Consider the following 20,010-nt stretch of genomic DNA (forward strand, 5'->3'; position numbering starts at 1 on the left):
GACTGGCGCATGCGTTCGGTGATATCGCAGAAAGTCTGCACGTCGATGCCCGTCGAGGCAAACGTTCTGTATCCTGTACAGCGATTCCCACTCTGGCCGCACAGAAGCGGCTCACGCCCGCGAAAGGTGTCTCCCTTGCCGAACATAATTAGGCCGGTCCGGCTCGACGAGGTCGACCGCGCGATCATCAACGTCCTGGTGCAGGACGGGCGCATCCCGAACAAGGAGCTGGCCGACCGGATCGGCCTCGCGCCCTCCTCCTCGCTGGCCCGGGTGCGGGCGCTGATCGAGAGCGGAGTCATCTCGGGCTTCCACGCCGAGGTCGACGCGCGCCTGCTCGGCAAGGGCATCCGCGCGATCCTCCGCGTCCAGCTGCGCGAGCACTCGCGGGCCGAGAACGCCCGCTTCGCCGAGGCGATGTCGAAGCTGCCCCAGGTGGTGAACCTGTGGCTGGTCGCGGGCGAGGACGACTACCTGATCGAGGTGGTCGCCGCGAGCCCCGACGAGCTGAGCGACTTCGTCCTCGACTGCGTCACCTCCGATCCGGTGGTCGCCGACACCTACACGACCCTGGTGTTCTCCCGCTGGCGCGGCGTCGGGCCGATCCCCACCGACGACGACGCGTGAGCGCCGAGCGCCTCCGCCGGCTCCTCGAGGGCGAGGTGCTGCTCGACACGCACAACGACCTGCTCTGCGGGCTGCGGCGCTACGAGGGGTACCGCGTCGAGGGCTTCGACCGGCCCCGCCCGGAGTTCCACACCGACCTGCCGCGGCTGCGCGCGGGAGGCGTCTCGGCGCAGGTCTGGTCGGTCTTCGTCTCGGCGCTGCAGAGCGAGGGCGACGCGGTGGCCGCGACGCTGGAGCAGATCGACGCCGCGTACCGGTTCGCCGCCGCCCACCCGCGCGACCTGCGCATCGTGACCACGGTGCGGGAGGCGGAGCAGGCGGTCGCCTCCGGCCGGATCGCCTCCTTCCTCGGGATCGAGGGCGGCCACTCCGTCGCCTCCTCCCTCGGCGTGCTCCGGATGCTCGCCCGGCTGGGCGTGCGGACGATGACGCTCACGCACAACAGCTCCCTCGACTGGGCGGAGGCCGCCACCGGCACCCCGGTCGAGGGCGGGCTCACGGCGGACGGGGTGGCCGTCGTCCACGAGCTGAACCGGCTCGGCGTCGTCGTCGACCTCTCGCACACCTCCGAGCGCACCCAGCTCGCCGCGCTCGCCGCCACCTCCGCTCCCGTCCTCTACTCCCACTCCGGAGTCGCGGACGTCGCCGCGCATCCGCGCAACGTCTCCGCCCGGGCCCTCGCGGCGCTCGCCGCGAACGGAGGAGTGCTGCAGATCGCCTTCGTCGCGCAGTTCGTCTCGCGCGCCTTCGCCGACTGGTCGGCCGAGGCCGACGCCGCCCGCGCCGCGCTCGGGCTCACCACGTCGATGCCCTGGCCCCGCGCCCCCCGCCCCGCCGAGGCGCCCGAGGACGCCGCGCGGGCGAACCGGGCCGCGTTCCCGGTGGCCGACCCCGCCGCGCTCGCCGCCTTCGAGCAGTGGCGCCGCGCGCATCCGGCGCCGCTCGTCACCGTCGCGCAGGTCGCCGACCACGTCGACGCCGCCCGCGAGGCCGTCGGGTCCCGGCACGTCGGCCTCGGCAGCGACTTCGACGGCGTCGCCGACCTGCCCGAGGGGCTCGGCGACGTCTCGGGCTACCCGCGCCTGCTGGCCGAGCTGGCCGACCGCGGCTGGAGCGACGCGGAGCTGCTCGACCTCGCCGGACGCAACACCCTGCGCGTGCTCCGCGCGGCGGAGGAGGCCGCCGAGACCCCGGAGGACGCGCGCGCCTGAGCGCCTGCGAGGCCCGGATCCCGCCTCCTGGACCCGCGACCCAGGGAACGCTGGCAGGATGTACGGGACGGTCGGTGCGCGAAAGCGCGCCGCACGGACGGCACCGCCCGCTGAGAGCGGCCCCGCCCGGCCCCGTCCCGCACACCTCCACCCGCTCCCGACAGCGCTCACAGCGCCGGAGCGACACATCACCGCGGCCCGACCGGGCGCGCGGTCGGACCCTGCGCCGCGCGCCCGCGTCCAGCCACTCCCTCCCGGAAGAACCGCATGAGAAACGCCAGAACCGCCAAGCCCGCCCGCCACCACCTCGAGCTCCCCAAGCCCAAGCCCCTCGAGAAGGGCGCCATGCGGATCACTCCGCTCGGCGGCCTCGGCGAGATCGGCCGCAACATGACCGTCTTCGAGCACAAGGGCAAGCTGCTCATCGTCGACTGCGGCGTCCTCTTCCCCGAGGAGAACCAGCCCGGCATCGACGTGATCCTCCCCGACTTCGCCGCGATCCGCTCGCGCCTGAAGGACATCGAGGCCATCGTCCTCACCCACGGCCACGAGGACCACATCGGCGGCGTGCCGTACCTCCTCAAGGAGCGCGGCGACATCCCGATCATCGCCTCGACCTTCACCCTCGCGCTGATCAGCGCGAAGCTGCAGGAGCACCGCATCACCCCGCGCACGCGTCCGGTGAAGGAGGGCGACCGGATCGACGCCGGCGTCTTCGACCTCGAGTTCCTCGCCGTGAACCACTCCATCCCGGACGGGCTCGCCGTCGCGATCCGCACCGAGGCCGGCCTCGTGCTGCACACGGGCGACTTCAAGATGGACCAGTTCCCGCTCGACGGGCGCACCACCGACCTCCCCGGCTTCGCGCGCCTCGGCGACGAGGGAGTCGACCTGTTCCTGGTCGACTCCACGAACGCCGACGTCCCCGGCTTCGCGATCTCGGAGGGCGACCTCGCCCCCGCGATCGACCAGGTGTTCCGCACCGCGCCGCGCCGCATCGTCGTGTCCAGCTTCGCGAGCCACGTGCACCGCATCCAGCAGGTCCTCGACGCCGCGCAGCGCCACGGCCGCAAGGTCGCCTTCGTCGGCCGCTCGATGGTCCGCAACATGGGCATCGCCGCCGACCTGGGCTACCTCAAGATCCCGGCCGGCCTCGTCGTCGACATGAAGGTGCTCGAGAAGCTCCCCGCGACCGAGATCGTGATGATCTGCACCGGTTCGCAGGGCGAGCCGATGGCGGCGCTCTCGCGCATGGCCAACAAGGACCACATCATCGACATCGGCCCCGGCGACACCGTGCTGCTGGCCAGCTCGCTGATCCCCGGCAACGAGAACGCGATCTACCGGATCATCAACGCCTTCACCCGCTGGGGCGCCACGGTCGTGCACAAGGGCAACGCCAAGGTGCATGTCTCGGGCCACGCCAGCGCGGGCGAGCTCGCCTACTGCTACAACATCCTGCGCCCCACCGCGGTGCTCCCCGTGCACGGCGAGTGGCGCCACCTCACCGCGAACGCGGCGATCGCGACCCGCACCGGGATCGACGAGAAGGACGTCTTCGTCATCGAGGACGGCGTCTCGATCGACCTGGTGAAGGGCCGCTCGCGCATCAGCGGGCGCATCCCGGCCGACCAGATCCTGGTCGACGGCACCACGATGGGCGTCGCCACCGAGGACGCGATGAACGACCGCATCGTCCTCGCCGAGGAGGGGGCCATCACGGTCCTCGCCATCGCCGACCTCGACCGCGGCACGCTCGGCGAGCCGGTCGAGTTCTTCACCCGCGGCTTCGTCGAGGAGCCGGGCTGGAAGGCCAACGCGAGCAAGGCGATCGACGACGCCGTCCTGCAGGCCGCGGGCAAGCCGGTCGAGCTCGAGGCCATGGAGGCGCTGATCACGCGCACCCTCGGCCGCTGGCTGACCCGCCGCCACCGCCGGAACCCTGTCATCACCACCATCGTCGTCGAGGAGTAGGCGCCTTCCACGCCGGCCTCCGCCTCCGCTACCCCCTGCCCCGCGAGGCGCGGGCGGAGCAGAGTGGGAGGGTCGGCAGGTCGCCGACGCGAAGGGAGAGCGCCATGAGCACCGACCGCACCACGGGTGAGGACACCGAGAAGACCGAGGACCTCCCCGACGGCACCGGGACGGACACCTCCTCCGGTGGCGGCGACACCGACACCGTCTCCGGCGGCGAGCCGGACGAGCCCGCCGAGTAGGGCCGTGAACGACGAAGGGCGGGACCGCGAGGTCCCGCCCTTCGTCGTTCCGCCGATCAGATCAGCGGGCCGTCGCTCTCGCTCGAGCGGCGGGTGACCTGCTCGCCGCTGGCCGGGTCGACGGCCGAGCGCGTGGTCGAGACGGCCTGGCGGCGGCGCGTCAGCAGGACCAGCCCGAGGATCAGGCCGACCGCTCCGGCCGCCATGAGGATGTAGCCGACCAGCTTCAGGTCGATCCCGGACACCTGCACGTCCACCGCGAAGGCGAGGACCGCGCCGACGACGAGGAGGAAGATCCCTGCTCCGATGCTCATTGCGTGCTCCTTCTGACTGCCGCCGGAGCGCACGCGGGAAGCGCGCAGGGGCACCGGCGATCGCCCCACGGTAGACCCCGGGTCCGGCGGCCCCCAGGCCTTCCGGCGGGAGCCTCCGGGGGTGTAGGGCGGTGCGGGTCAGCGGTCGGAGACGCGGAGCATCACGCGGGTGCGGTCGGCGCGGGTGACCAGGCCCTCGATCAGGAGGAACACGCGGTACTCGAGCCGGTACTTCGCCAGGAACACGCGGCCCAGGCGCTCGACCTCGCCGGGGTCGGCGTCGATCTCCGCGGCGGCCTCGACCGGCGCCGCGTAGTCGGAGACGCGGCCGCGGCGGTCGCAGGGGACGAGGGTCACCCGCGCGTCGTTGCGGAGGCGCTTCACCTTGCCGCTGCGGCGGGGAGTGGTGACGATCAGCTCGTGGCCGTCGCGGGCGATCCAGACCGGGGTCGAGACGGCGTCCCCGGACTTCCGGAACGTGGTGAGCGAGACGAAGCGCTCGTCGGCGAGGGCGGTGAGGTCCTGGGAGAGGGGCATGTCCGAAGTAGAGCGGCCGGGAGCGGTCACCGCAAGCCTCCGTGGCACCTCGATCCGCCCCCGTAGGGTGGAGTGATGACCGACGCGACGCCTCTGATCGGCCCGACCGAGGCGCCCGATCTGCACGTGATGACCTACAACATCCGCCGGCGGATGCCGCGCCTCACCTCCCGCGCCGTCGACCAGTGGGACCGGCGCCGCCCGCTCGTCCAGCGGGTGCTGGAGCAGGAGCGCCCCTCGATCCTCGCCGTGCAGGAGGCGCTGCCGGACCAGTCGGCCGCCGTGCACGAGGCGCTGGGCTCCTCCTTCGAGGCGATGGGCTTCGGCCGGGACGCGGACCGCGGCGGCGAGCGCGTGATGCTCTTCGTCGACCGCAGCCGCTACGCCGTCCGGCACTGGACCCAGATCGCCCTCTCGGACACCCCGGACGTCGCCGGCTCGCGCAGCTGGGGCAACCGCATCCCGCGCACCGCGGTGATCGCGGAGCTGACCGATCACGCGACCAGCCGCGAGCTCACCGTGATCTCGACCCACTTCGACCACATCTCGCGGCGCTCGCGCCAGCGCTCCGCCGAGCTGATCGCCCGCCGCGTCCTCGAGCTCGGACGCCCCGCGATCGTGATGGGCGACACCAACACCGACGTCGACACCGTCCCCTACCGGACGATCCTCGAGGAGGGCCGCCTCGCGGACGCGTGGGAGACGGCGGAGAAGCACCTCACCCACTCGTGGAGCACCTTCTCGAACTACCGCGCGCCGGCGCCGGGCAAGCGGATCGACTGGCTGCTCGTCAGCGAGGGCGCGTTCGAGGTGGTCTCCGCCGGGATCAACGCCGTCCGCTACGGGGGAGCGGCGCCCTCCGACCACGAGCCGGTCCAGGCCGTGCTGCGCTTCACGAGCCCGTGAGCGGCTCCGCCCTCGTCGAGACCTTCCTCGAGCCCCCGCGCACCCGCGGGGAGTGGACGGCCGACGGCATCCGCGCGATCGGGGCGGCGAGCATCGTGGCGGCCGCGATCGGCTGGGACCTGGTCGACGTGGCGGTGCTCGCGCTCGCGGCGATCGGGCTGGTGCTGCCGCGCTTCCTCGGCATCCGTCCGGCGCTCGACGCCCTCTTCGGGCTCGCGCTGCTCGTGGCGTCCTGGAGCAGCGTCCTCGGCCTCTACGAGGCCTGGCCGCAGTGGGACCTGGTCGTGCACTGCGTGCTCAACGGGCTGATCGCCGCGGTGGCCTACATCGTCGCCGCGCGGGCCGGAGTCGTGCCGGCCGTCGCGGGCGATCGCGGGCCGCTGCTCCCGGCGGTCGTGCTCTGCGCCTGCTTCGGGACGACGGCGGGCGTCCTGTGGGAGTGGGGCGAGTGGGCGGGGCACCGCTTCATCGACTCCTCGATCTTCGTCGGCTACGAGGACACGCTCGGCGACCTCGCCGCAGGTGCGCTGGGCTCGATCCTCGCCGGCGCGCTGATGCGCTTCTGGTCCGCGAAGTCCCGGGTGGTCGCACCGCGCGCCTCGCGCGGCGTCGGAGGTGCGGCGTAGCCTGTCCCGCATGTGCGGCCGCTTCGCGATGGACTCCGAGACCGATGAGCTGATCCGCGAGTTCGTCGCCGCGGGCGGGCGCGCCGAGGACTGGGCGCCCGACTACAGCGTCGCTCCCACCGACGTCGCGCCGATCGTGCGCGAGCGGCTCCACGACGGCGAGCGGGAGCGCGAGCTGGAGTTCGCGTCCTGGGGCTTCACCCCGTCCTGGTCGAAGGGCAGGGGGCCCTCGCCGATCAACGCGCGCCTCGAGTCGGTCGCGACGAACGGCCTGTTCCGCGGTGCGTTCGCCAAGCAGCGCGCGATCGTGCCGATGCGCGGGTACTACGAGTGGGAGACCCGCGCCGACGGCAAGCAGCCGTGGTTCCTGCAGGGCGAGGAGCCGATCCTCGCCGCGGCCGGCCTCTACACGGCCCGCAAGGAGGGCGACGACTGGCGCGTCTCCTTCACGATCATCACCCGCGAGGCGCGCGACGCCTCCGGCGAGGTGCACGACCGGATGCCCGTGTTCCTCACGCTCGACGTGCGCGACGCCTGGCTCGACCCGGCTCCGCTCGCCTCCGCCGAGGAGATGCTCGCCACCCTCGACCGGGCGTCCGTCGCGATGGCCTCGACCGTCACGGCCCACCCGGTCGACCGCCGCGTGAACAACTCCCGCACGGTCGACCGCCGCGACCCGGGCCTGCTGACGCCGGTCGCCTGACGCCGCTCGCCCGACACGCGCGGGACGCTCCGCGCGGTCCGCGGAACCTCGGGGCGAGGGCGGACGACCGGTGGTGCGTGGACCGGAGAGCACGGGAGGGGCGGAGCCGCGGCCCCGCCCCTCCCGTGCGTCCTACTTCGTGCCGGCGTGACCCGGGAACGGCTTGCCGTTCAGCGAGACCTCGTCGGGGTCGACCTCGACGTCGCCCACGTCGTCCGGGCCGCCCGTGCCGGGCACGGCCTTCACCTCGGCCGAGCCGGAGACCTCGGTGCGGCTCTCCGCCGGATCCGAGTCCTGCTTGGCCTCGGTCTCGCGCTCGCTGCCGGGCGACTCCGAGATGTCCTTCTCGATGGTCTCGCTCTCGGAGGAGGTGGCGGGCGCCGCCCCGTCCGGCTTGCCGATGGTCGAGCCCTGGTCGTCCTGCTCCGTGCGGTCCTGGTCCATGTCGTCGCCTTTCGTCGGGACCTCCGACGCTACGTCGGGGCGCGCGCGGGGGCACCCGCTTGACAGCCCGGCCGGGGGAGGGCGGCGTGCAGGGTCGACGTACTACCCTGGGTCGATGGTCGCATCGGGGGGCGCGGCACACCCGCCGCCGACCGCGAGGAGGACCCGTGGCATCCCACCGGACAGGCGACACCCGCATCGTCGGGACGACGGTCGACGGCCGGTACACGATCGAGGAGCTCATCGGCCGCGGCGGCATGGCCACGGTCTACCGGGCGCGAGACGGCGTCCTCGGCCGCTCCGTCGCGCTGAAGATGTTCGCCCCCGGCATCGACGACGCACAGGACCTGCAGCGCAAGGCGTCCGAGATCCGGCTGCTCGCGGCCCTCAACCACCCCGCCCTCGTCACGCTCTACGACGCGCACGACGGCGGCGACGACACCAACGGCCAGGCCTACATGGTGATGGAGCTCGCCGAGGGCCCGAGCCTGTCCGAGCGGCTCGCCGAGGGCCCGGTCGCGCCGAACGACGTCGCCTCGATGGCGGGCGACCTCGGCGAGGCCCTGCACACGGTCCACGCGGCCGGAGTCGTGCACCGCGACGTGAAGCCGTCGAACGTGCTGCTCGTCCCGAGCCCGCTGACCAGCCGCGAGTTCCGCCCGAAGCTGGCCGACTTCGGCATCGCCTCCCTCATCGACGCGACGCGGATCACCGCGCCGGGCACCCTCATCGGCACCGCTGCCTACCTCAGCCCCGAGCAGGCGCACGGCGACCCGGTCACGTCGGCGAGCGACATCTACTCCCTCGGCCTGGTGCTCCTGGAGTCGCTGACCGGTCGCCGCCCGTTCACGGGCTCGGCGATCGAGGTCACGCTCGCCCGCCTGCTCCGCGACCCCGAGGTCTCGGAGTCGCTCGGCAGCGGGTGGACCTCGCTCCTGACCTCGATGACGCGGCGCGAGCCCGGCGAGCGTCCCGCCGCGCTCCAGGTGGCGGAGTCGGCACGCCGCCTGATCGATCCGCGGCGCGACTCCCCGCCGGCGGCCATCGTCGTCCCCGACGTCCCCGCCACCCGGGTGATGTCGACGGAGCCGCTGGCCGAGACCGAGCCGATCACGCGGGCGGAGGCGCTCGATCCGACGCAGCGCTTCACCGCGACCGAGCGGATCGCTCCGGCACCGCGGATCGCTCCGGCACCGCAGACCGCTCCGGCGCCGCGCACGGCTCCGCTCCGCCCCGCGGCCGCCCGTCCTCAGCGCCGCGGCCCGAGCCCGTGGCTGATCGTGCTGGTGCTCGCGCTGGTCGCGGTCGCCGTCGGGCTCGCGATCATCCTGATCGACGGTCCCCAGTCGCCTCTGCCGCAGGTGGACGGCGAGCTGGGCGACCACCTCCGTCAGCTGCGCGAGAGCATCCGCTCGTGAGGGGCCTCCGACTGCGCGCCGCCGGCGCCGTGCTCGCCTCGGTCCTGCTGCTGAGCGGATGCTCCTCCGCGCCGCAGGGCATCGACGAGGGCACCGCCCAGACCCTCGACGACGCGGTGGTCGCCGTCGCCGAGAAGGCCTCGGCCGACGACTACCAGGGCGCTCTCACCGAGCTCGCCTCGCTGCAGTCGGCGCTCGACGCCGCGCTCGCCGAGGGCTCGGTCAGCTCCGACCGCGCAGCGACGGTGCAGGCGCAGGCCGACGTCGTCCGCGCCGACCTCGAGGCCCTGATCGCGGGAGCCCCGGAGCCGGCACCGGCCGAGACGACCGAACCGGCTCCCGAGGAGACGACCCCGATCGAGGAGGAGCCGGAGGACACGCCGGCCCCCGTCGAGACCGAGGACGACCCCGCCCCCTCGCCCGAGGAGTCGGAGCCGGAGGAGACGCCGACCGAGCCGGAGGAGCCCGCGGAGGAAACCCCGGCCGCTCCCGGCGAGGACGCTCCGGGGAACAGCGGGGACGCTCCGGGGAACAGCGGCGACGCACCCGGGAACAGCGGGAACGCTCCCGGCAACGGCGGGAACGCTCCCGGCAACGGCAACGGCAACGGCAACGGCAACGGCAACGCGGGCGGCAACGGCAACGGCCCCGGCGCTCGCGGTGCGGCGACCGGCGTCGGCGCCCCCGCGGGCAGCGGTGCCGCGCCCGGGGCCGCGAAGGGCCCCGGCGGCCGCTAGAGCGCTACTCCTGCGTCGAGAGCACGGCGAACGCCGCGTCGAGCTCGACGTCCACGTCCGTGCCGTCCTCGCGGGTGACCTCCACCTTGAAGGCGTGGCCGGCGTCGTCGCTGCGCTCGGCCTCGGTGACGGTCCCGGAGCCGACGGCGCCCAGCGCCGCCTCGCTCGCGCGGGCGAGGTCGTCGCCGGTGAGGTCGTCCGGGTCCACGGCGGCCGCGGTCGGGTCGCCGGCAGGCACGCCGTCGTTGTCGGAGCCGGCCTGGAGGGCGCGGTCGTCGGGGTCGACGGACAGGACGGCGAAGGAGTCGTCGAGGCGCACCTCGTACTCGAGGCCGGCGCGGTCGGTCAGGTCCAGCTCGTAGCCGGTGGCGCCGTCGTCGTCGCGCTCGGCCGAGGTGACGGTCCCGCCGCCGATCTCGGCGAGCGCTGCCTCGCTCGCGCGGTCCAGGTCGCTGCCGATGAGGGAGTCGGATCCCTCGAAGCCGTCGGTCGCGGCGTAGGCGATGCCCGTTCCGGCTCCGATCAGCACGACCGCTCCGGCGATCCCGGCGATGATCTTCGTCTTCTTCTGCACGATGGCTCCGTCCCGGCGCCGCTCGTCGACGCCTCCAGCACTCTCGCGGTCGGGCGCTGAAGCGAGCCTGAAGCGCCCGCTCAGCGGACGAGCGGCACCCGTACCTCGACCCGGGCGCCGCCCAGCGCCGAGTCGTCGACGACGACCCGTCCGCCGTGGGCCCGGGCGATCCCGGCGACGATCGCCAGGCCGAGGCCCGAGCCTCCGGCGTCGCGCGCCCGGCCCTCGTCGAGGCGAACGAAGCGCTCGAGCACCCGCTCGCGCTCCGCCGCCGGGATCCCCGGCCCGTCGTCGTCCACCGCGAGCACCGCCTCCGCTCCGTCGATCCGAGTCGAGAGCGCCAGCTGCGAGGAGCGGTGCCGCACCGCGTTGTCGACCAGGTTCCGCAGCGCCCGCGAGAGCAGGGCCTCGTCGGCCACCGCCTGCACGGGTGAGATCCCGCTCGCGTCGACCCGGGCTCCGGAGTCGCGCAGGCGCCGCACCTCGCCGAGGGCGAGATCGTCGAGGTCCACGGGAGCCGCCGCCACGGCCAGGCGCGCCTCGTCCGCCCGGGCGAGCAGCAGCAGGCCCTCGATCAGCCCGCCGAGCCGCACCGACTCCTCCGCGACCGTCCTCGCCAGCCGGGCGGAGTCGAGCCGGTCCGGGTGCGCGAGCGCCACCTCCGCGGTCTGACGCAGCGCCGCGACGGGGGAGCGCAGCTCGTGCGAGGCGTCCGAGACGAAGCGCCGCTGCCGCTCCTGCCCGCTCTGCAGCCGATCGAGCATCCGGTTGAGGGTGTGCGCCAGCCGGTCGACCTCGTCGCCGGAGCCGGGAGCGGCGATCCGGCGGTCCAGGGCGGAGGAGGTGACCGCCTCGGCCTCATCGCGCATCCGCTCCACGGGGCGCAGCGCCCGGCCGACGACGACGGCGCACACCACCGCCACCAGCGCGATCAGCAGCGGGACGGCGACCGCGAGCAGCCCGATCGTCGTGGACACCGCCTCCTCGCGGCCCTCGTCGGGCACGCCGACCACGACGAGGGAGTCGTCGTCGAGCTCGCGGGCGGCGACCACCACCGGCCCCTCGTCGTCCACGTCGACCGTGACCGGGTCGTCGCTCTCGGCCAGCGCGAGCGGAGGGAGGTCCTCCGCGTCCTCGCCCGCGGCGGCGACCCGCCCGTCGACCACGAGCTGGACCAGTCCCTCCGAGCCGCGGACGGCCTCCGGGCCGCCCTGCTCGACCAGCGCAGCGACCCGCTCCGCCTCGGCGTCGGCGGCGGAGGCGGCGCTCGAGGCGAGCACGGAGGAGAGGACCAGGACGAAGAGCACGCTCCCGAGGAGCGCGGCGGCGGCCACCACGGCGGTCGCGGCCGCGGTGATGCGGGTCCGCAGGCTCCGGCGGCTCACCCGGCCACCAGCGTGTAGCCCGCCCCGCGCCGGGTGCGGAGGGTGTCGCGGCCGAAGGGCCGGTCGATCTTGTTGCGCAGGGTGCGGACGTAGACCTCGACGATGTTCGGGTCGCCGTCGTAGTCGAAGTCCCAGACGGCTCCGAGGACGTCGCGCTTGGAGACGACCTCGCCCGCCCGCGAGACGAAGTACTCGAGGACGCTGAACTCGCGCGCGGTCAGCGGCACGGCGACTCCGCCCCGCTCGACGCTCCGGGACGCCGGATCCAGCACGAGATCGCCGACGACGCGCACCGTGGGCCGCTCGGCGGCTCCGCGGCGGATGAGGGCGCGCAGCCGCGCGACGAGCACCGGGAACGAGAACGGCTTGGTGAGGTAGTCGTCGGCGCCGGTGTCGAGGGCCTCGACCTGGTCGAGGTCGCCGTCCTTCGCGGTGAGCATCAGGATCGGAGTCCAGTCCTCGGCGGCGCGCAGCCGCTCGCAGACGCGGAAGCCGCTGACGTCCGGGAGCATCAGGTCGAGGACGATGGCGGCGTAGTCGGCCTCCTGCGCGTACCAGAGGGCGTCGGTGCCGGTGGTCGCGGTGTCCACGGCGAAGCCCTCGGCCTCCAGGCCCGTCTCGAGGGCGCGGAGCAGGTTGATCTCGTCGTCGACGACCAGGATGCGGATGGCGGCCTCCCCGGGCTCGGCGCGCGGGGCCCCGCGCGAGCCCAGGCTAGCCGCGGCTCCGCTGAAGCCCGCCTGAAGGGCCGGCGGACCACCGCGTCCCGCCGAGGCGCCGGCTCCCCGCCGGGACACCGGCCGGAGCGCGGTGTCCCGGCGGGACGCGCGGCGCCCGGGCGCGGGTCACTCGTCGCGGTCGGTGTACTCGCCCTCGCCCTCGGCGGAGGTGCCCGCGGCGCTGGTGTCGACGTAGCTGCCCTTGTCGGCGGTGCTCTGCTCGTTGACCGAGGTGTCGACGTAGCTGCCCGCGGCCTCGCCGGCGGTGTGCGAGACGCCCTCCGTCGAGGTGTACTCGCCGCCCTCGGTGTCCTCGGTGCTCGTGCCCTCGGCGACATGACGGCCGTGGCCGGCGGTGTGCTCGTCGTGACCCTCGTGGTGGTCGTGGTGCTCGTGACCCTCGTGGTGCTCGTTGTCGTGGTCGTGGTGGGCCATGGCGGCCTCCTCGCTTCGTCGCGTCGGTGCGCGGTCGGATCCGCCGCGCTCGCTCCGAGACTTCTGCATCGGGGGCGGGGGTGCAAGACGTGGCGGCTGCACATCCGTGCCGCGCAACTCCTACCGGCGCCGGATCCGCCCGCCCTAGCCTCCGAGGATGAGCAGACCCCCTCGCACCCGCTGGAGCGTCATCGGCCAGCTCGGCCCTGCCTTCGACGACGGCGGTCCGATGCTGCTGGTCGAGGCCCGATCGGCGTTCGGGCGCCGCCCGATGCACCGCGCCAAGGCGCAGCTGCTGCTGTCGGCGCTCCGCCACCGCGCCCGCGAGCTCGGGGACCGCGCCGAGTACGTCCGCTCCGAGACCTTCGGCGAGGCCCTCGCCGGGCGCGACGACCTCGAGGTGATCGACCCGCCGACCCGCGGCGGCCGCCGCCTCGCCCGCAGGCTCGGGATGAGCGTCCTGCCCAGCCGCGGCTTCATCACGGCCGAGGAGGACTTCCGCGAGTGGGCGCTCTCCCGCTCGGGCAAGCGCCTGCTGCTGGAGGACTTCTACCGGTGGAGCCGCGAGCGCACCGGCGTGCTGATGCGCGGCGACCAGCCCGAGGGCGGCCGCTGGAACTACGACCACGACAACCGCCAGCCTCCGCCCAAGGGCGCCTCCCGGCTCGGCCTGCCGGACCCGTGGTGGCCGGAGGAGGACGACATCGACGAGGAGGTGCGCGCCGACCTCGCGCGCTGGGAGGCCGAGGGGGCGGTCCGCCTGGTCGGCGCCGACGGTCCGCGCCGCTTCGCCGCGACGCCCGCCGAGGCAGAGGCGGCGCTCGCCGACTTCGTGTCGTCGCGGCTGGGCGACTTCGGGACCTACGAGGACGCGATGCTCTCGGGCGACTGGACGATGGCGCACTCGCTGCTCAGCGCCCCGATGAACCTCGGCGTGCTCGATCCGCGGACGGTCGTCGAGGCGGCCGAGGCGGAGTACGCCGCCGGGGGCGCGCCGATCGCGGCGACGGAGGGGTTCATCCGCCAGATCCTCGGCTGGCGCGACTACGTCTGGAACCTGTTCTGGCACCTCGGGCCGGAGTACCGGAACCGCAGCCGCGCGCTCGGCGCCTCCACGCCGCTGCCCGCCGAGCTGCTCGCGCTCGACCCGAGCGGCATCGAGGCGAACTGCCTGCACGAGACTCTCGACGACGTGCACCGGCACGGCTGGGCGCACCACATCCAGCGCCTGATGGTGCTCGGCAACTGGGGACTGCAGCGGGGGTGGGATCCGGCGGAGCTCAACGACTGGTTCGTGGACGTCTTCGTCGACGGCACGGAGTGGGTGATGCCCGCGAACGTGATCGGGATGTCCCAGCACGCCGACGGCGGCGTCGTCGCGACGAAGCCGTACGCCTCGGGCGGCGCCTACATCAACCGGATGTCCGACTACTGCGGCGGCTGCCGCTTCGACCCGAAGGTGCGCCTGGGCGAGAACGCCTGCCCGGTGACCGCCGGGTACTGGGCCTTCCTCGACCGGGCCGAGCCGGTCCTCCGCGGCAACCACCGGATGGCCCAGCCCCTCGCGGGCCTGCGCCGCCTCGCGGACCGCGAAGCGGTGGTCGACCAGGAGCGCCTGCGCGAGACGTACTGACGCGGGGCCGACGGCGCGCCCGCCGCTACTCCGCGCGCACGAAGCGCGACACGGTGACCGCGACCGTCACTGCAGTCGTCCCCTCCACCGCCGCGAGCCGCGCGTCCAGCGCCTCGGGATCCACGTGGTGGGCACTCGGCCCCATCAGCACCTCGGCGCGCAGCTCGTCGACGCTCATCAGCACCGTCGTGTCCAGCTCGGTGCGCTCCTCGAGCGCGAACCCCGCCAGCTGCTCGTCGAGCCGCTCCGCCTTGCCGGCGTCGATGCCGAGCATCCCGAACCGCTCGCGGATCTCGTGCAGGTGCCTCTCGCGCGGAGTGACGACGACGGCGACGCCGCCCGGACGGAGCACCCGCCGCATCTCCGGGGCGTTCCGCGGCGCGAAGACGGTGAGCAGCGCGTCGGCGGAGGCGTCGGCCAGCGGGAGGGGCTGCCAGAGGTCCGCGGTCGCGATCGCCGCCCGGGGGTGCGCGCGGGCGGCGCGGCGGGCGGCCGGGGCCGAGAGGTCCAGGCCCAGCCCGTCCGCCGCCGGATGCGCCTCGAGCACGGCCGCGAGGTACGCCCCGGTGCCGCAGCCGAGATCGACCACGAGCCGCGCGTCGGCGGGGACGGCCGCGGCGACCGCGTCCTGGATCACCCGGTAGTGGCCGGAGCCGAGCAGGTCGGCGCGGGCCTGCACCATCGCCGCGGTGTCGCCCGAGGTCGCGTGCCTCCCGCGCAGCAGCGAGGCGTAGCCCTGACGCGCGAGGTCGGCGCTGTGCCCGAGGGGGCAGCGGAGCGAGGAGGGGCGGGGCAGCGCATCGGGGGCGAGCGCGCCGCCGCAGACCGGGCAGGCGAGGGCGGGCAGAACCGTCGATCCGGGTCGGCCGGCCGGATCGAACGCGCTCACTCCGCGCCGGGCGCGCGGGCCCGCATGGCGGTGACCGCCGCGTTCAGCGTCGCGATCGTCGGCACCGCGAACAGCGCCCCGGCGAGCCCGGCCACCTCGAGCCCGGTCGCGACCCCGAGCACCACGGCGAGCGGATGCACCTTCACGGCGGTCCCGAGGATGAGCGGCTGCAGCACGTGCCCCTCGAGCAGGTGCACCAGGATCACGACGCCGACCATCACGAGCGCGGCGACGGGCCCGCTGAACAGCAGCGCGACCAGCGCGGCGAGCGCACCGGTCACGATCGCGCCGAGGATCGGGACGAACGAGCCGAGGAACACCACGATCGCGATCGGCACGACGAGCGGCAGCTGCAGCGCGAGCGCGCCGATGCCGATGCCGACGGCGTTGATCCCGGCGACGCCGAGCTGCGCGATCACGAACTGGCTGAGGGTCCGCCAGCCGGCGGCGCCGCCGCGCTCCATCGCGGGGCGCGCGCGGCGGGGGAGGAGGCGGAGGAACCAGTGCCAGATCCGGCGGCCGTCGAGGAGCAGGAAGATCAGCGAGAACAGGGTGAGGAGGGTCCCTGCGAAGACCTCGGCCAGCTGGGAGCCGACGGCGAGGGCCCCGGACGCGATCGTCGACGCCTGCGCGTCGGCCCAGTCGACCGCGCGCTGCGCCCAGTCCGAGAGCTGGACGTCCGAGAACGACAGCGGCGGGCTCCGCAGCCACGCCTCGACGCCGTCGACCGCGTCGAGGGCACGCTGCCCCACTCCGCTGAAGCCGGAGCGCGACTGCACGATCACCAGCCCGACGAGGCCGGTCAGCAGGAGGAGCATCAGGACGATCGAGACCAGGACCGCGAGCGGGCGGGGGAGCCGCAGGCGCTCGAGCCGGTTCCGCAGCGGGGTGAGGAGCGCGGTGAGCAGCAGCGCGATCAGCACCGGCACGACGATCACGGGCAGCAGCGAGACGAGGCGCACGAGGAGGTAGAGGAGCCCGGCGACGGCGAGGAAGCGCCACGACCAGGCGGCGGCGATCCGCATCCCGGTCGAGACGTCGCCCGAGGCGTCGTCCGGCGAGTCCGAGGGGGCCGGAGCCGTGACCGCAGCCGGGGGAGCGGCGGCCGCAGGCGGACTCGCCGCCGTGCCGTGCCGCTCGTCGCGCGCTCGCCGTCCCCGCATGACCCCTCCGATCCTCTCGCAGTGTACGGCCGAGCGGCCGTCCGGGACCGGGAGGGAGCCCGGGGGCGCCGCGCCTGGGCGGATCGGGGCACCGGATGCGCCGGCAACGGCTCGTCCGGAGGGCGGAACGCGCCGGATCGCGCCGTCTCCGCCCCGTTCCCCGCCTCGGCCGCGGGAGGCCGGTCCGCGCCGGTAGCGTCGCGCGGGTCGATGCCGAGCGAGGAGGGCGACGGATGCTGGAGGCGGTTCTCGCGATCGCCGCGTGGTGCGCGGGCGCGGTGCTCGTCGTCAGCGGTGCCCTGAAGCTCGGCCGCGCGGAGCGGTTCCGGGCGAGCCTCGAGGCGCTCGGGGTCCCCCTCCTCCTCCGGCGCCGCGGCTGGTTCGCGGCCGCCTTCCCCGTCGTCGAGATCGCGCTGGGCGCCGCGGTGGTGCTGGCGCCCGCTCCGGCGCACCGTGCCGCCCTCGTGCCGGTGGCGCTCCTCGACGCCGTGTTCCTCGTCGTCGCCGTCCGCGCCGTCCGCGCGACGGAGGACGTCGACTGCGAGTGCTTCGGCGGGCTGGGCTCGGCGCGGATGACCGGACGCACCGTCGCGAGGAACGCGGTGCTGCTCGCGCTCGCGGTGGCCGGGGCGCTCGGCGGGCTCGCTCCGGCCGCGCTGCTCGGCGGCGGCGGTGCCTCGGCGGCGGCGTCCGGGCTCGCCGCCGCTCTCGCCGCGGTCTCGCTCGTGCTGGTGCGCGACCGCCGTGCGGCGTCGACGGCCGCTCGCGTCCGGGCGGCCGCCCGCCTGTCCGCAGCCGACAGGGAGTCCGCGCCGGGGCGCGCGCCCGAGGGCGACCTCTCGGCCGCCGACCTCGCGTTCGTCACGGTGGCCGGCGAGCTCCTGACGCTCGAGGAGCTGTCCCGCCCGGCGACGCACCTCGTCTTCTTCTCGCCCTCGTGCGCCGCCTGCCACGAGCTCGTCGAGCGCTTCCGCTGGTGGCCCCACGGCCTGCGCCCGGGCGAGGAGCTGCTGCCCGTCCTCCTCGGCAGCCGCGAGGACTTCGCGGTGCACGCCGTCTACGGGCCGCTCGTCGACCACGCCCTCTACGATCCGGAGGGCCGGGTCGCCGCCGTCCTCGGCCGAGCCGGGACGCCGGGCCACGTGCTGCTCACGCCCGAGCGTCCGCTCGGCGACGGCTGGACCTCGGGAGCCGCGTCGATCGAGGCGCGCGTGCTCCGGCCCGGGTTCCTCGCCGAGCTGCAGGCGGGCGGCCCGGACCCGGCTCCGGCGGCCGGCGGCGCGGTACCGGCGGGGTGACGGCGGCCGGCGGGCGGAGCGGTGCCGCCGGGCTCACGACGACCGATCGACGGCGGCCGGGCTCAGCGGCGCTCGAACTCGCCGGACATCGAGCCGTGCACGGGGTGGGCGGGATCGTCACCGACCGCGCGGGCGGGATTGTCGATCTCGACGGCGCGGGGCGGGGGCTCCTCGTCGCTCGCGTCGAGGCCGAAGCCGTCCTCGAGTAGTTCCTGGGCGATGCGGCTCGAGAGGCCGCTCCTCTCGCCCGGTCCGGGGTCGCTCTCCGGGTCGACCGGGGCGGCGAACGCCTGCTCGAGTCCGGACGCCGGCATCCCGGCGTCGTCGATCGAGTCGGCTCGTCCGTCGGAGGGTCCTCGTGCAGGTCTCGGCATGCGCCCGAGCGTAGAGGACAGGCCCCTGAAGGTCGACGCTCCGTCGCGCACTGCCGGGCCGCCCGCGCGCCGGGTCAGTCGTGCAGCGACCAGGAGTGGGGAGCGACCTGGACGCCGCCGATGGTCGCCGTCTGGTCGCCGATGTTCAGCGCGAGCCGCGCGGTGCGTCCCTCCGGGCCCTCCGCCACGAGCAGCACGGCGGTGTTGGAGAGGTCGACCGTGCGGGTGCTCGCGCCGACCAGCCACGGGTTCCGTCGGCGGAACGCGACGACCTCCTGGTGGGCGCGGTAGGCCTCTCCGCCCGGCCACTCGGCGGGATCGGCCGGGAACTCCGGGCGGATCGCGTCGTCGCCGCCGATCCGCTCCTCCTTGACGCCGCGCAGGCCCCGCTCGTCGCCGGAGTAGATGCTCGGCACGCCGGCGACGAAGCCGAGGATCGCCGTGGCGTGGCCGTGGTGGCGCTCGTCGCTGACGGCGCTGGCGATCCGGGTCACGTCGTGGTTGCCGACGAAGGTCAGGGGCAGGAACTCGCGGACGAAGTCGTCGTGGCGCTTCAGGGACCAGGCCAGCTCGAAGAGGTTCGCCTCCTCGAGGGAGTTGCGGACGGCCTTCCAGAGCTCGTACTGCGTGACCGAGTCGAGCCCGGACTCCCGCACGTAGCCGGTGTAGTCGCCGTGGATGACCTCGCCGACGAACCACGCGTCGGGGAAGCGCTGCCGCACCGGGTCGATCGCCGCGTGCCAGGCCGCCGGCGCGACCGCGTACGCCGCGTCGAGCCGCCAGCCGTCGATGCCCCGCTCGAGCCAGTGCGCGAGCACGGACGACACGTGCTCCGCGACCTCGGGGTTCCCGTTGTCGAGCTCGACCAGGGCGTCGTGCCCCTCGAACACGTCGACGCGGAGGCCGTCGACCTCCTGCGACCGCTCGCTGCGGGAGAAGCGCGCCGCCTCGGGGGAGCCCTCGCCGGCCGCGACCGCGGCACGCCACCAGGGGTGCTCCCGTCCCACGTGGTTGAAGACCCCGTCGAGCAGCACCCGGATCCCGCGCTCGCGGCACGCGGCGATCAGCGCGTCGAGGTCTGCCTCGTCGCCGAGGCGGGGATCGACCCGGAAGTGGTCGACCGTGTCGTAGCCGTGGGTGGAGGAGGCGAAGACCGGCCCCAGCAGCAGCCCGTTGCAGCCCAGCGCCAGCAGGTCGTCGAGCCAGGGGAGCAGGGCGCGGAGGCGGTGCTGCGGCTCGTCGTCCGGGCCCGGACCCTCCGAGGCGCTCGCCTCGGCGCCCGTGAAGCCGAGCGGGTAGACGTGCCACCAGATCGCCGTCGAGATCCAACCGTCCGTCTGAGCCATCGTGGCCGTCCTCCCGGCCCGCTCGGGCGCGGGCCGCCGTCACTGTAGCGAGGCGGGCTGGACCGGAGCCGCGCCCGCTCACGAGCCGGGCCGCAGGGCGGTGATCCAGGCCAGCAGGCCGAGGCCCGCCCGCACGGAGGCGGGTGCCGTGACGGAGCAGACGAGCAGCGCGAGAGCCGCGCAGGCGAGCCCGGCCACCGCGCTCCTCCGCTCGCCCGCCCACCGCAGCGCCCGCACGGACGCGATCACCGCGGCGACCGCCACGGCGACGGCGGGGAGGGCCCAGAGCGGATGCACGGAGGACGCGAGCGCGAGCAGGCCCAGCGCGAGCGCGGCGAGACCGGGCTCGTCCTCCCGGCCCGTGACGAAGACGAGCGCGGTCTGGTTGCGGACGGCGAAGCAGAGGACGGTGACGACGGCCGCGAGCAGCGTCGTGATGAGCCAGGCCTGGCCGA

Annotated in this window: 22 protein-coding genes and 1 pseudogene; 11 read left to right on the plus strand and 12 right to left on the minus strand. The window is 74.6% G+C overall.

Annotated elements, in window-relative coordinates; genetic code table 11:
* Positions 1 to 135: 135 nt before the first annotated feature.
* From C5C82_RS11260 to C5C82_RS17605, 4 genes are all read left to right on the plus strand, one after another.
* Positions 136 to 627 carry an Lrp/AsnC family transcriptional regulator gene (locus tag C5C82_RS11260; protein ID WP_208543320.1) on the plus strand — a complete coding sequence of 164 codons (492 nt, stop codon included), beginning with the start codon at positions 136 to 138 and terminating at the stop codon, positions 625 to 627.
* Positions 624 to 1,838 carry a dipeptidase gene (locus C5C82_RS11265; protein WP_104295238.1) on the plus strand — a complete coding sequence of 405 codons (1,215 nt, stop codon included), beginning with the start codon at positions 624 to 626 and terminating at the stop codon, positions 1,836 to 1,838. The genes C5C82_RS11260 and C5C82_RS11265 overlap by 4 nt, the downstream gene beginning before the upstream one ends.
* A 267-nt stretch (positions 1,839 to 2,105) precedes the next feature.
* Positions 2,106 to 3,812, plus strand: coding sequence for a ribonuclease J (locus tag C5C82_RS11270; protein WP_104222925.1), 1,707 nt, complete (start codon positions 2,106 to 2,108; stop codon positions 3,810 to 3,812).
* Positions 3,813 to 3,916: 104 nt separating this feature from the next.
* Positions 3,917 to 4,054, plus strand: a complete 138-nt coding sequence (locus C5C82_RS17605; protein ID WP_159940924.1) for a hypothetical protein — start codon at positions 3,917 to 3,919, stop codon at positions 4,052 to 4,054.
* A gap of 56 nt (positions 4,055 to 4,110) precedes the next feature.
* Here the strand turns inward: C5C82_RS17605 and C5C82_RS11275 are convergent, their stop codons facing one another.
* Both C5C82_RS11275 and C5C82_RS11280 read right to left on the minus strand, forming a co-directional pair.
* Positions 4,111 to 4,368, minus strand: coding sequence for a DUF6458 family protein (locus C5C82_RS11275; RefSeq protein WP_104222924.1), 258 nt, complete (start codon positions 4,366 to 4,368; stop codon positions 4,111 to 4,113).
* Positions 4,369 to 4,506: 138 nt separating this feature from the next.
* Positions 4,507 to 4,905, minus strand: coding sequence for a PPOX class F420-dependent oxidoreductase (locus C5C82_RS11280; protein WP_104295239.1), 399 nt, complete (start codon positions 4,903 to 4,905; stop codon positions 4,507 to 4,509).
* A gap of 75 nt (positions 4,906 to 4,980) precedes the next feature.
* On the opposite strand from C5C82_RS11280, the gene C5C82_RS11285 reads away from it, so the two are divergent.
* Genes C5C82_RS11285 through C5C82_RS11295 form a run of 3 tightly spaced genes read left to right on the plus strand, consistent with a single transcriptional unit; the run spans position 4,981 to position 7,140 of the window.
* Positions 4,981 to 5,811, plus strand: a complete 831-nt coding sequence (locus C5C82_RS11285; protein ID WP_104233060.1) for an endonuclease/exonuclease/phosphatase family protein — start codon at positions 4,981 to 4,983, stop codon at positions 5,809 to 5,811.
* Positions 5,808 to 6,437 (plus strand): hypothetical protein, encoded by a 630-nt coding sequence (locus C5C82_RS11290; protein ID WP_104233061.1) that lies wholly within the window; start codon positions 5,808 to 5,810, stop codon positions 6,435 to 6,437. Before C5C82_RS11285 ends, C5C82_RS11290 begins: the two co-directional genes overlap by 4 nt.
* Before the next feature lie 10 nt (positions 6,438 to 6,447).
* The gene (locus tag C5C82_RS11295) at positions 6,448 to 7,140 is read left to right on the plus strand and encodes an SOS response-associated peptidase (RefSeq protein ID WP_104355095.1); all 693 of its coding nucleotides are present in this window, start codon (positions 6,448 to 6,450) and stop codon (positions 7,138 to 7,140) included.
* Between the two features lie 132 nt (positions 7,141 to 7,272).
* Here C5C82_RS11295 and C5C82_RS11300 read toward each other — a convergent pair whose 3' ends face one another.
* Entirely contained in the window at positions 7,273 to 7,584 is a 312-nt protein-coding gene (locus tag C5C82_RS11300) for a hypothetical protein (protein WP_104222919.1), read from the minus strand.
* A gap of 167 nt (positions 7,585 to 7,751) precedes the next feature.
* On the opposite strand from C5C82_RS11300, the gene C5C82_RS11305 reads away from it, so the two are divergent.
* Together C5C82_RS11305 and C5C82_RS11310 are read left to right on the plus strand one after the other, a co-directional pair.
* Positions 7,752 to 9,002, plus strand: a complete 1,251-nt coding sequence (locus C5C82_RS11305; RefSeq protein ID WP_104295240.1) for a serine/threonine-protein kinase — start codon at positions 7,752 to 7,754, stop codon at positions 9,000 to 9,002.
* Positions 8,999 to 9,739: a hypothetical protein gene (locus tag C5C82_RS11310; protein WP_104355096.1), complete on the plus strand. Its 741-nt coding sequence runs from the start codon at positions 8,999 to 9,001 to the stop codon at positions 9,737 to 9,739. Before C5C82_RS11305 ends, C5C82_RS11310 begins: the two co-directional genes overlap by 4 nt.
* A 4-nt stretch (positions 9,740 to 9,743) precedes the next feature.
* Here the strand turns inward: C5C82_RS11310 and C5C82_RS11315 are convergent, their stop codons facing one another.
* The 4 genes from C5C82_RS11315 to C5C82_RS17610 all read right to left on the minus strand — a co-directional run bounded on the left by C5C82_RS11315 (position 9,744) and on the right by C5C82_RS17610 (position 12,852).
* Entirely contained in the window at positions 9,744 to 10,313 is a 570-nt protein-coding gene (locus C5C82_RS11315; RefSeq protein ID WP_104349357.1) for a PepSY domain-containing protein, read from the minus strand.
* An 80-nt stretch (positions 10,314 to 10,393) separates the two neighbouring features.
* A complete protein-coding gene (locus C5C82_RS11320) occupies positions 10,394 to 11,698 on the minus strand; it encodes a cell wall metabolism sensor histidine kinase WalK (protein WP_258059999.1) in 1,305 nt (434 codons plus the stop codon).
* The gene (locus tag C5C82_RS11325) at positions 11,695 to 12,366 is read right to left on the minus strand and encodes a response regulator transcription factor (RefSeq protein ID WP_104222956.1); all 672 of its coding nucleotides are present in this window, start codon (positions 12,364 to 12,366) and stop codon (positions 11,695 to 11,697) included. Before C5C82_RS11325 ends, C5C82_RS11320 begins: the two co-directional genes overlap by 4 nt.
* Positions 12,367 to 12,543: 177 nt before the next feature.
* Entirely contained in the window at positions 12,544 to 12,852 is a 309-nt protein-coding gene (locus C5C82_RS17610) for a hypothetical protein (protein WP_181068079.1), read from the minus strand.
* 157 nt (positions 12,853 to 13,009) lie between these two features.
* Here C5C82_RS17610 and C5C82_RS11335 point away from each other — a divergent pair, with 157 nt between their 5' ends.
* Positions 13,010 to 14,485 carry a cryptochrome/photolyase family protein gene (locus C5C82_RS11335; RefSeq protein ID WP_104246940.1) on the plus strand — a complete coding sequence of 492 codons (1,476 nt, stop codon included), beginning with the start codon at positions 13,010 to 13,012 and terminating at the stop codon, positions 14,483 to 14,485.
* A 25-nt stretch (positions 14,486 to 14,510) separates the two neighbouring features.
* Here C5C82_RS11335 and C5C82_RS11340 read toward each other — a convergent pair whose 3' ends face one another.
* On the minus strand, positions 14,511 to 15,374 hold the full coding sequence (locus C5C82_RS11340) for a methyltransferase domain-containing protein (protein ID WP_219812575.1): 864 nt from the start codon (positions 15,372 to 15,374) through the stop codon (positions 14,511 to 14,513).
* Positions 15,371 to 16,537 carry an AI-2E family transporter gene (locus C5C82_RS17855; RefSeq protein WP_104226121.1) on the minus strand — a complete coding sequence of 389 codons (1,167 nt, stop codon included), beginning with the start codon at positions 16,535 to 16,537 and terminating at the stop codon, positions 15,371 to 15,373. The genes C5C82_RS11340 and C5C82_RS17855 overlap by 4 nt, the downstream gene beginning before the upstream one ends.
* 233 nt (positions 16,538 to 16,770) lie before the next feature.
* Between C5C82_RS17855 and C5C82_RS11345 the strand changes: the two genes are divergently transcribed.
* Positions 16,771 to 17,835 carry a MauE/DoxX family redox-associated membrane protein gene (locus tag C5C82_RS11345; protein ID WP_104295243.1) on the plus strand — a complete coding sequence of 355 codons (1,065 nt, stop codon included), beginning with the start codon at positions 16,771 to 16,773 and terminating at the stop codon, positions 17,833 to 17,835.
* 62 nt (positions 17,836 to 17,897) lie between these two features.
* Here the strand turns inward: C5C82_RS11345 and C5C82_RS11350 are convergent, their stop codons facing one another.
* The 3 genes and pseudogenes from C5C82_RS11350 to C5C82_RS11360 all read right to left on the minus strand — a co-directional run.
* Positions 17,898 to 18,209 (minus strand): hypothetical protein, encoded by a 312-nt coding sequence (locus C5C82_RS11350; protein WP_146083689.1) that lies wholly within the window; start codon positions 18,207 to 18,209, stop codon positions 17,898 to 17,900.
* 74 nt (positions 18,210 to 18,283) lie between these two features.
* Entirely contained in the window at positions 18,284 to 19,555 is a 1,272-nt protein-coding gene (locus tag C5C82_RS11355) for an alpha-amylase family glycosyl hydrolase (protein WP_104295245.1), read from the minus strand.
* A 78-nt stretch (positions 19,556 to 19,633) separates the two neighbouring features.
* Positions 19,634 to 20,010 (minus strand): annotated as a pseudogene (locus tag C5C82_RS11360) (hypothetical protein); the annotation flags it as partial.

Origin of the sequence: Rathayibacter sp. AY1D5 (assembly GCF_002932515.1) — a bacterium.
Taxonomy (GTDB): Bacteria; Actinomycetota; Actinomycetes; order Actinomycetales; family Microbacteriaceae; genus Rathayibacter.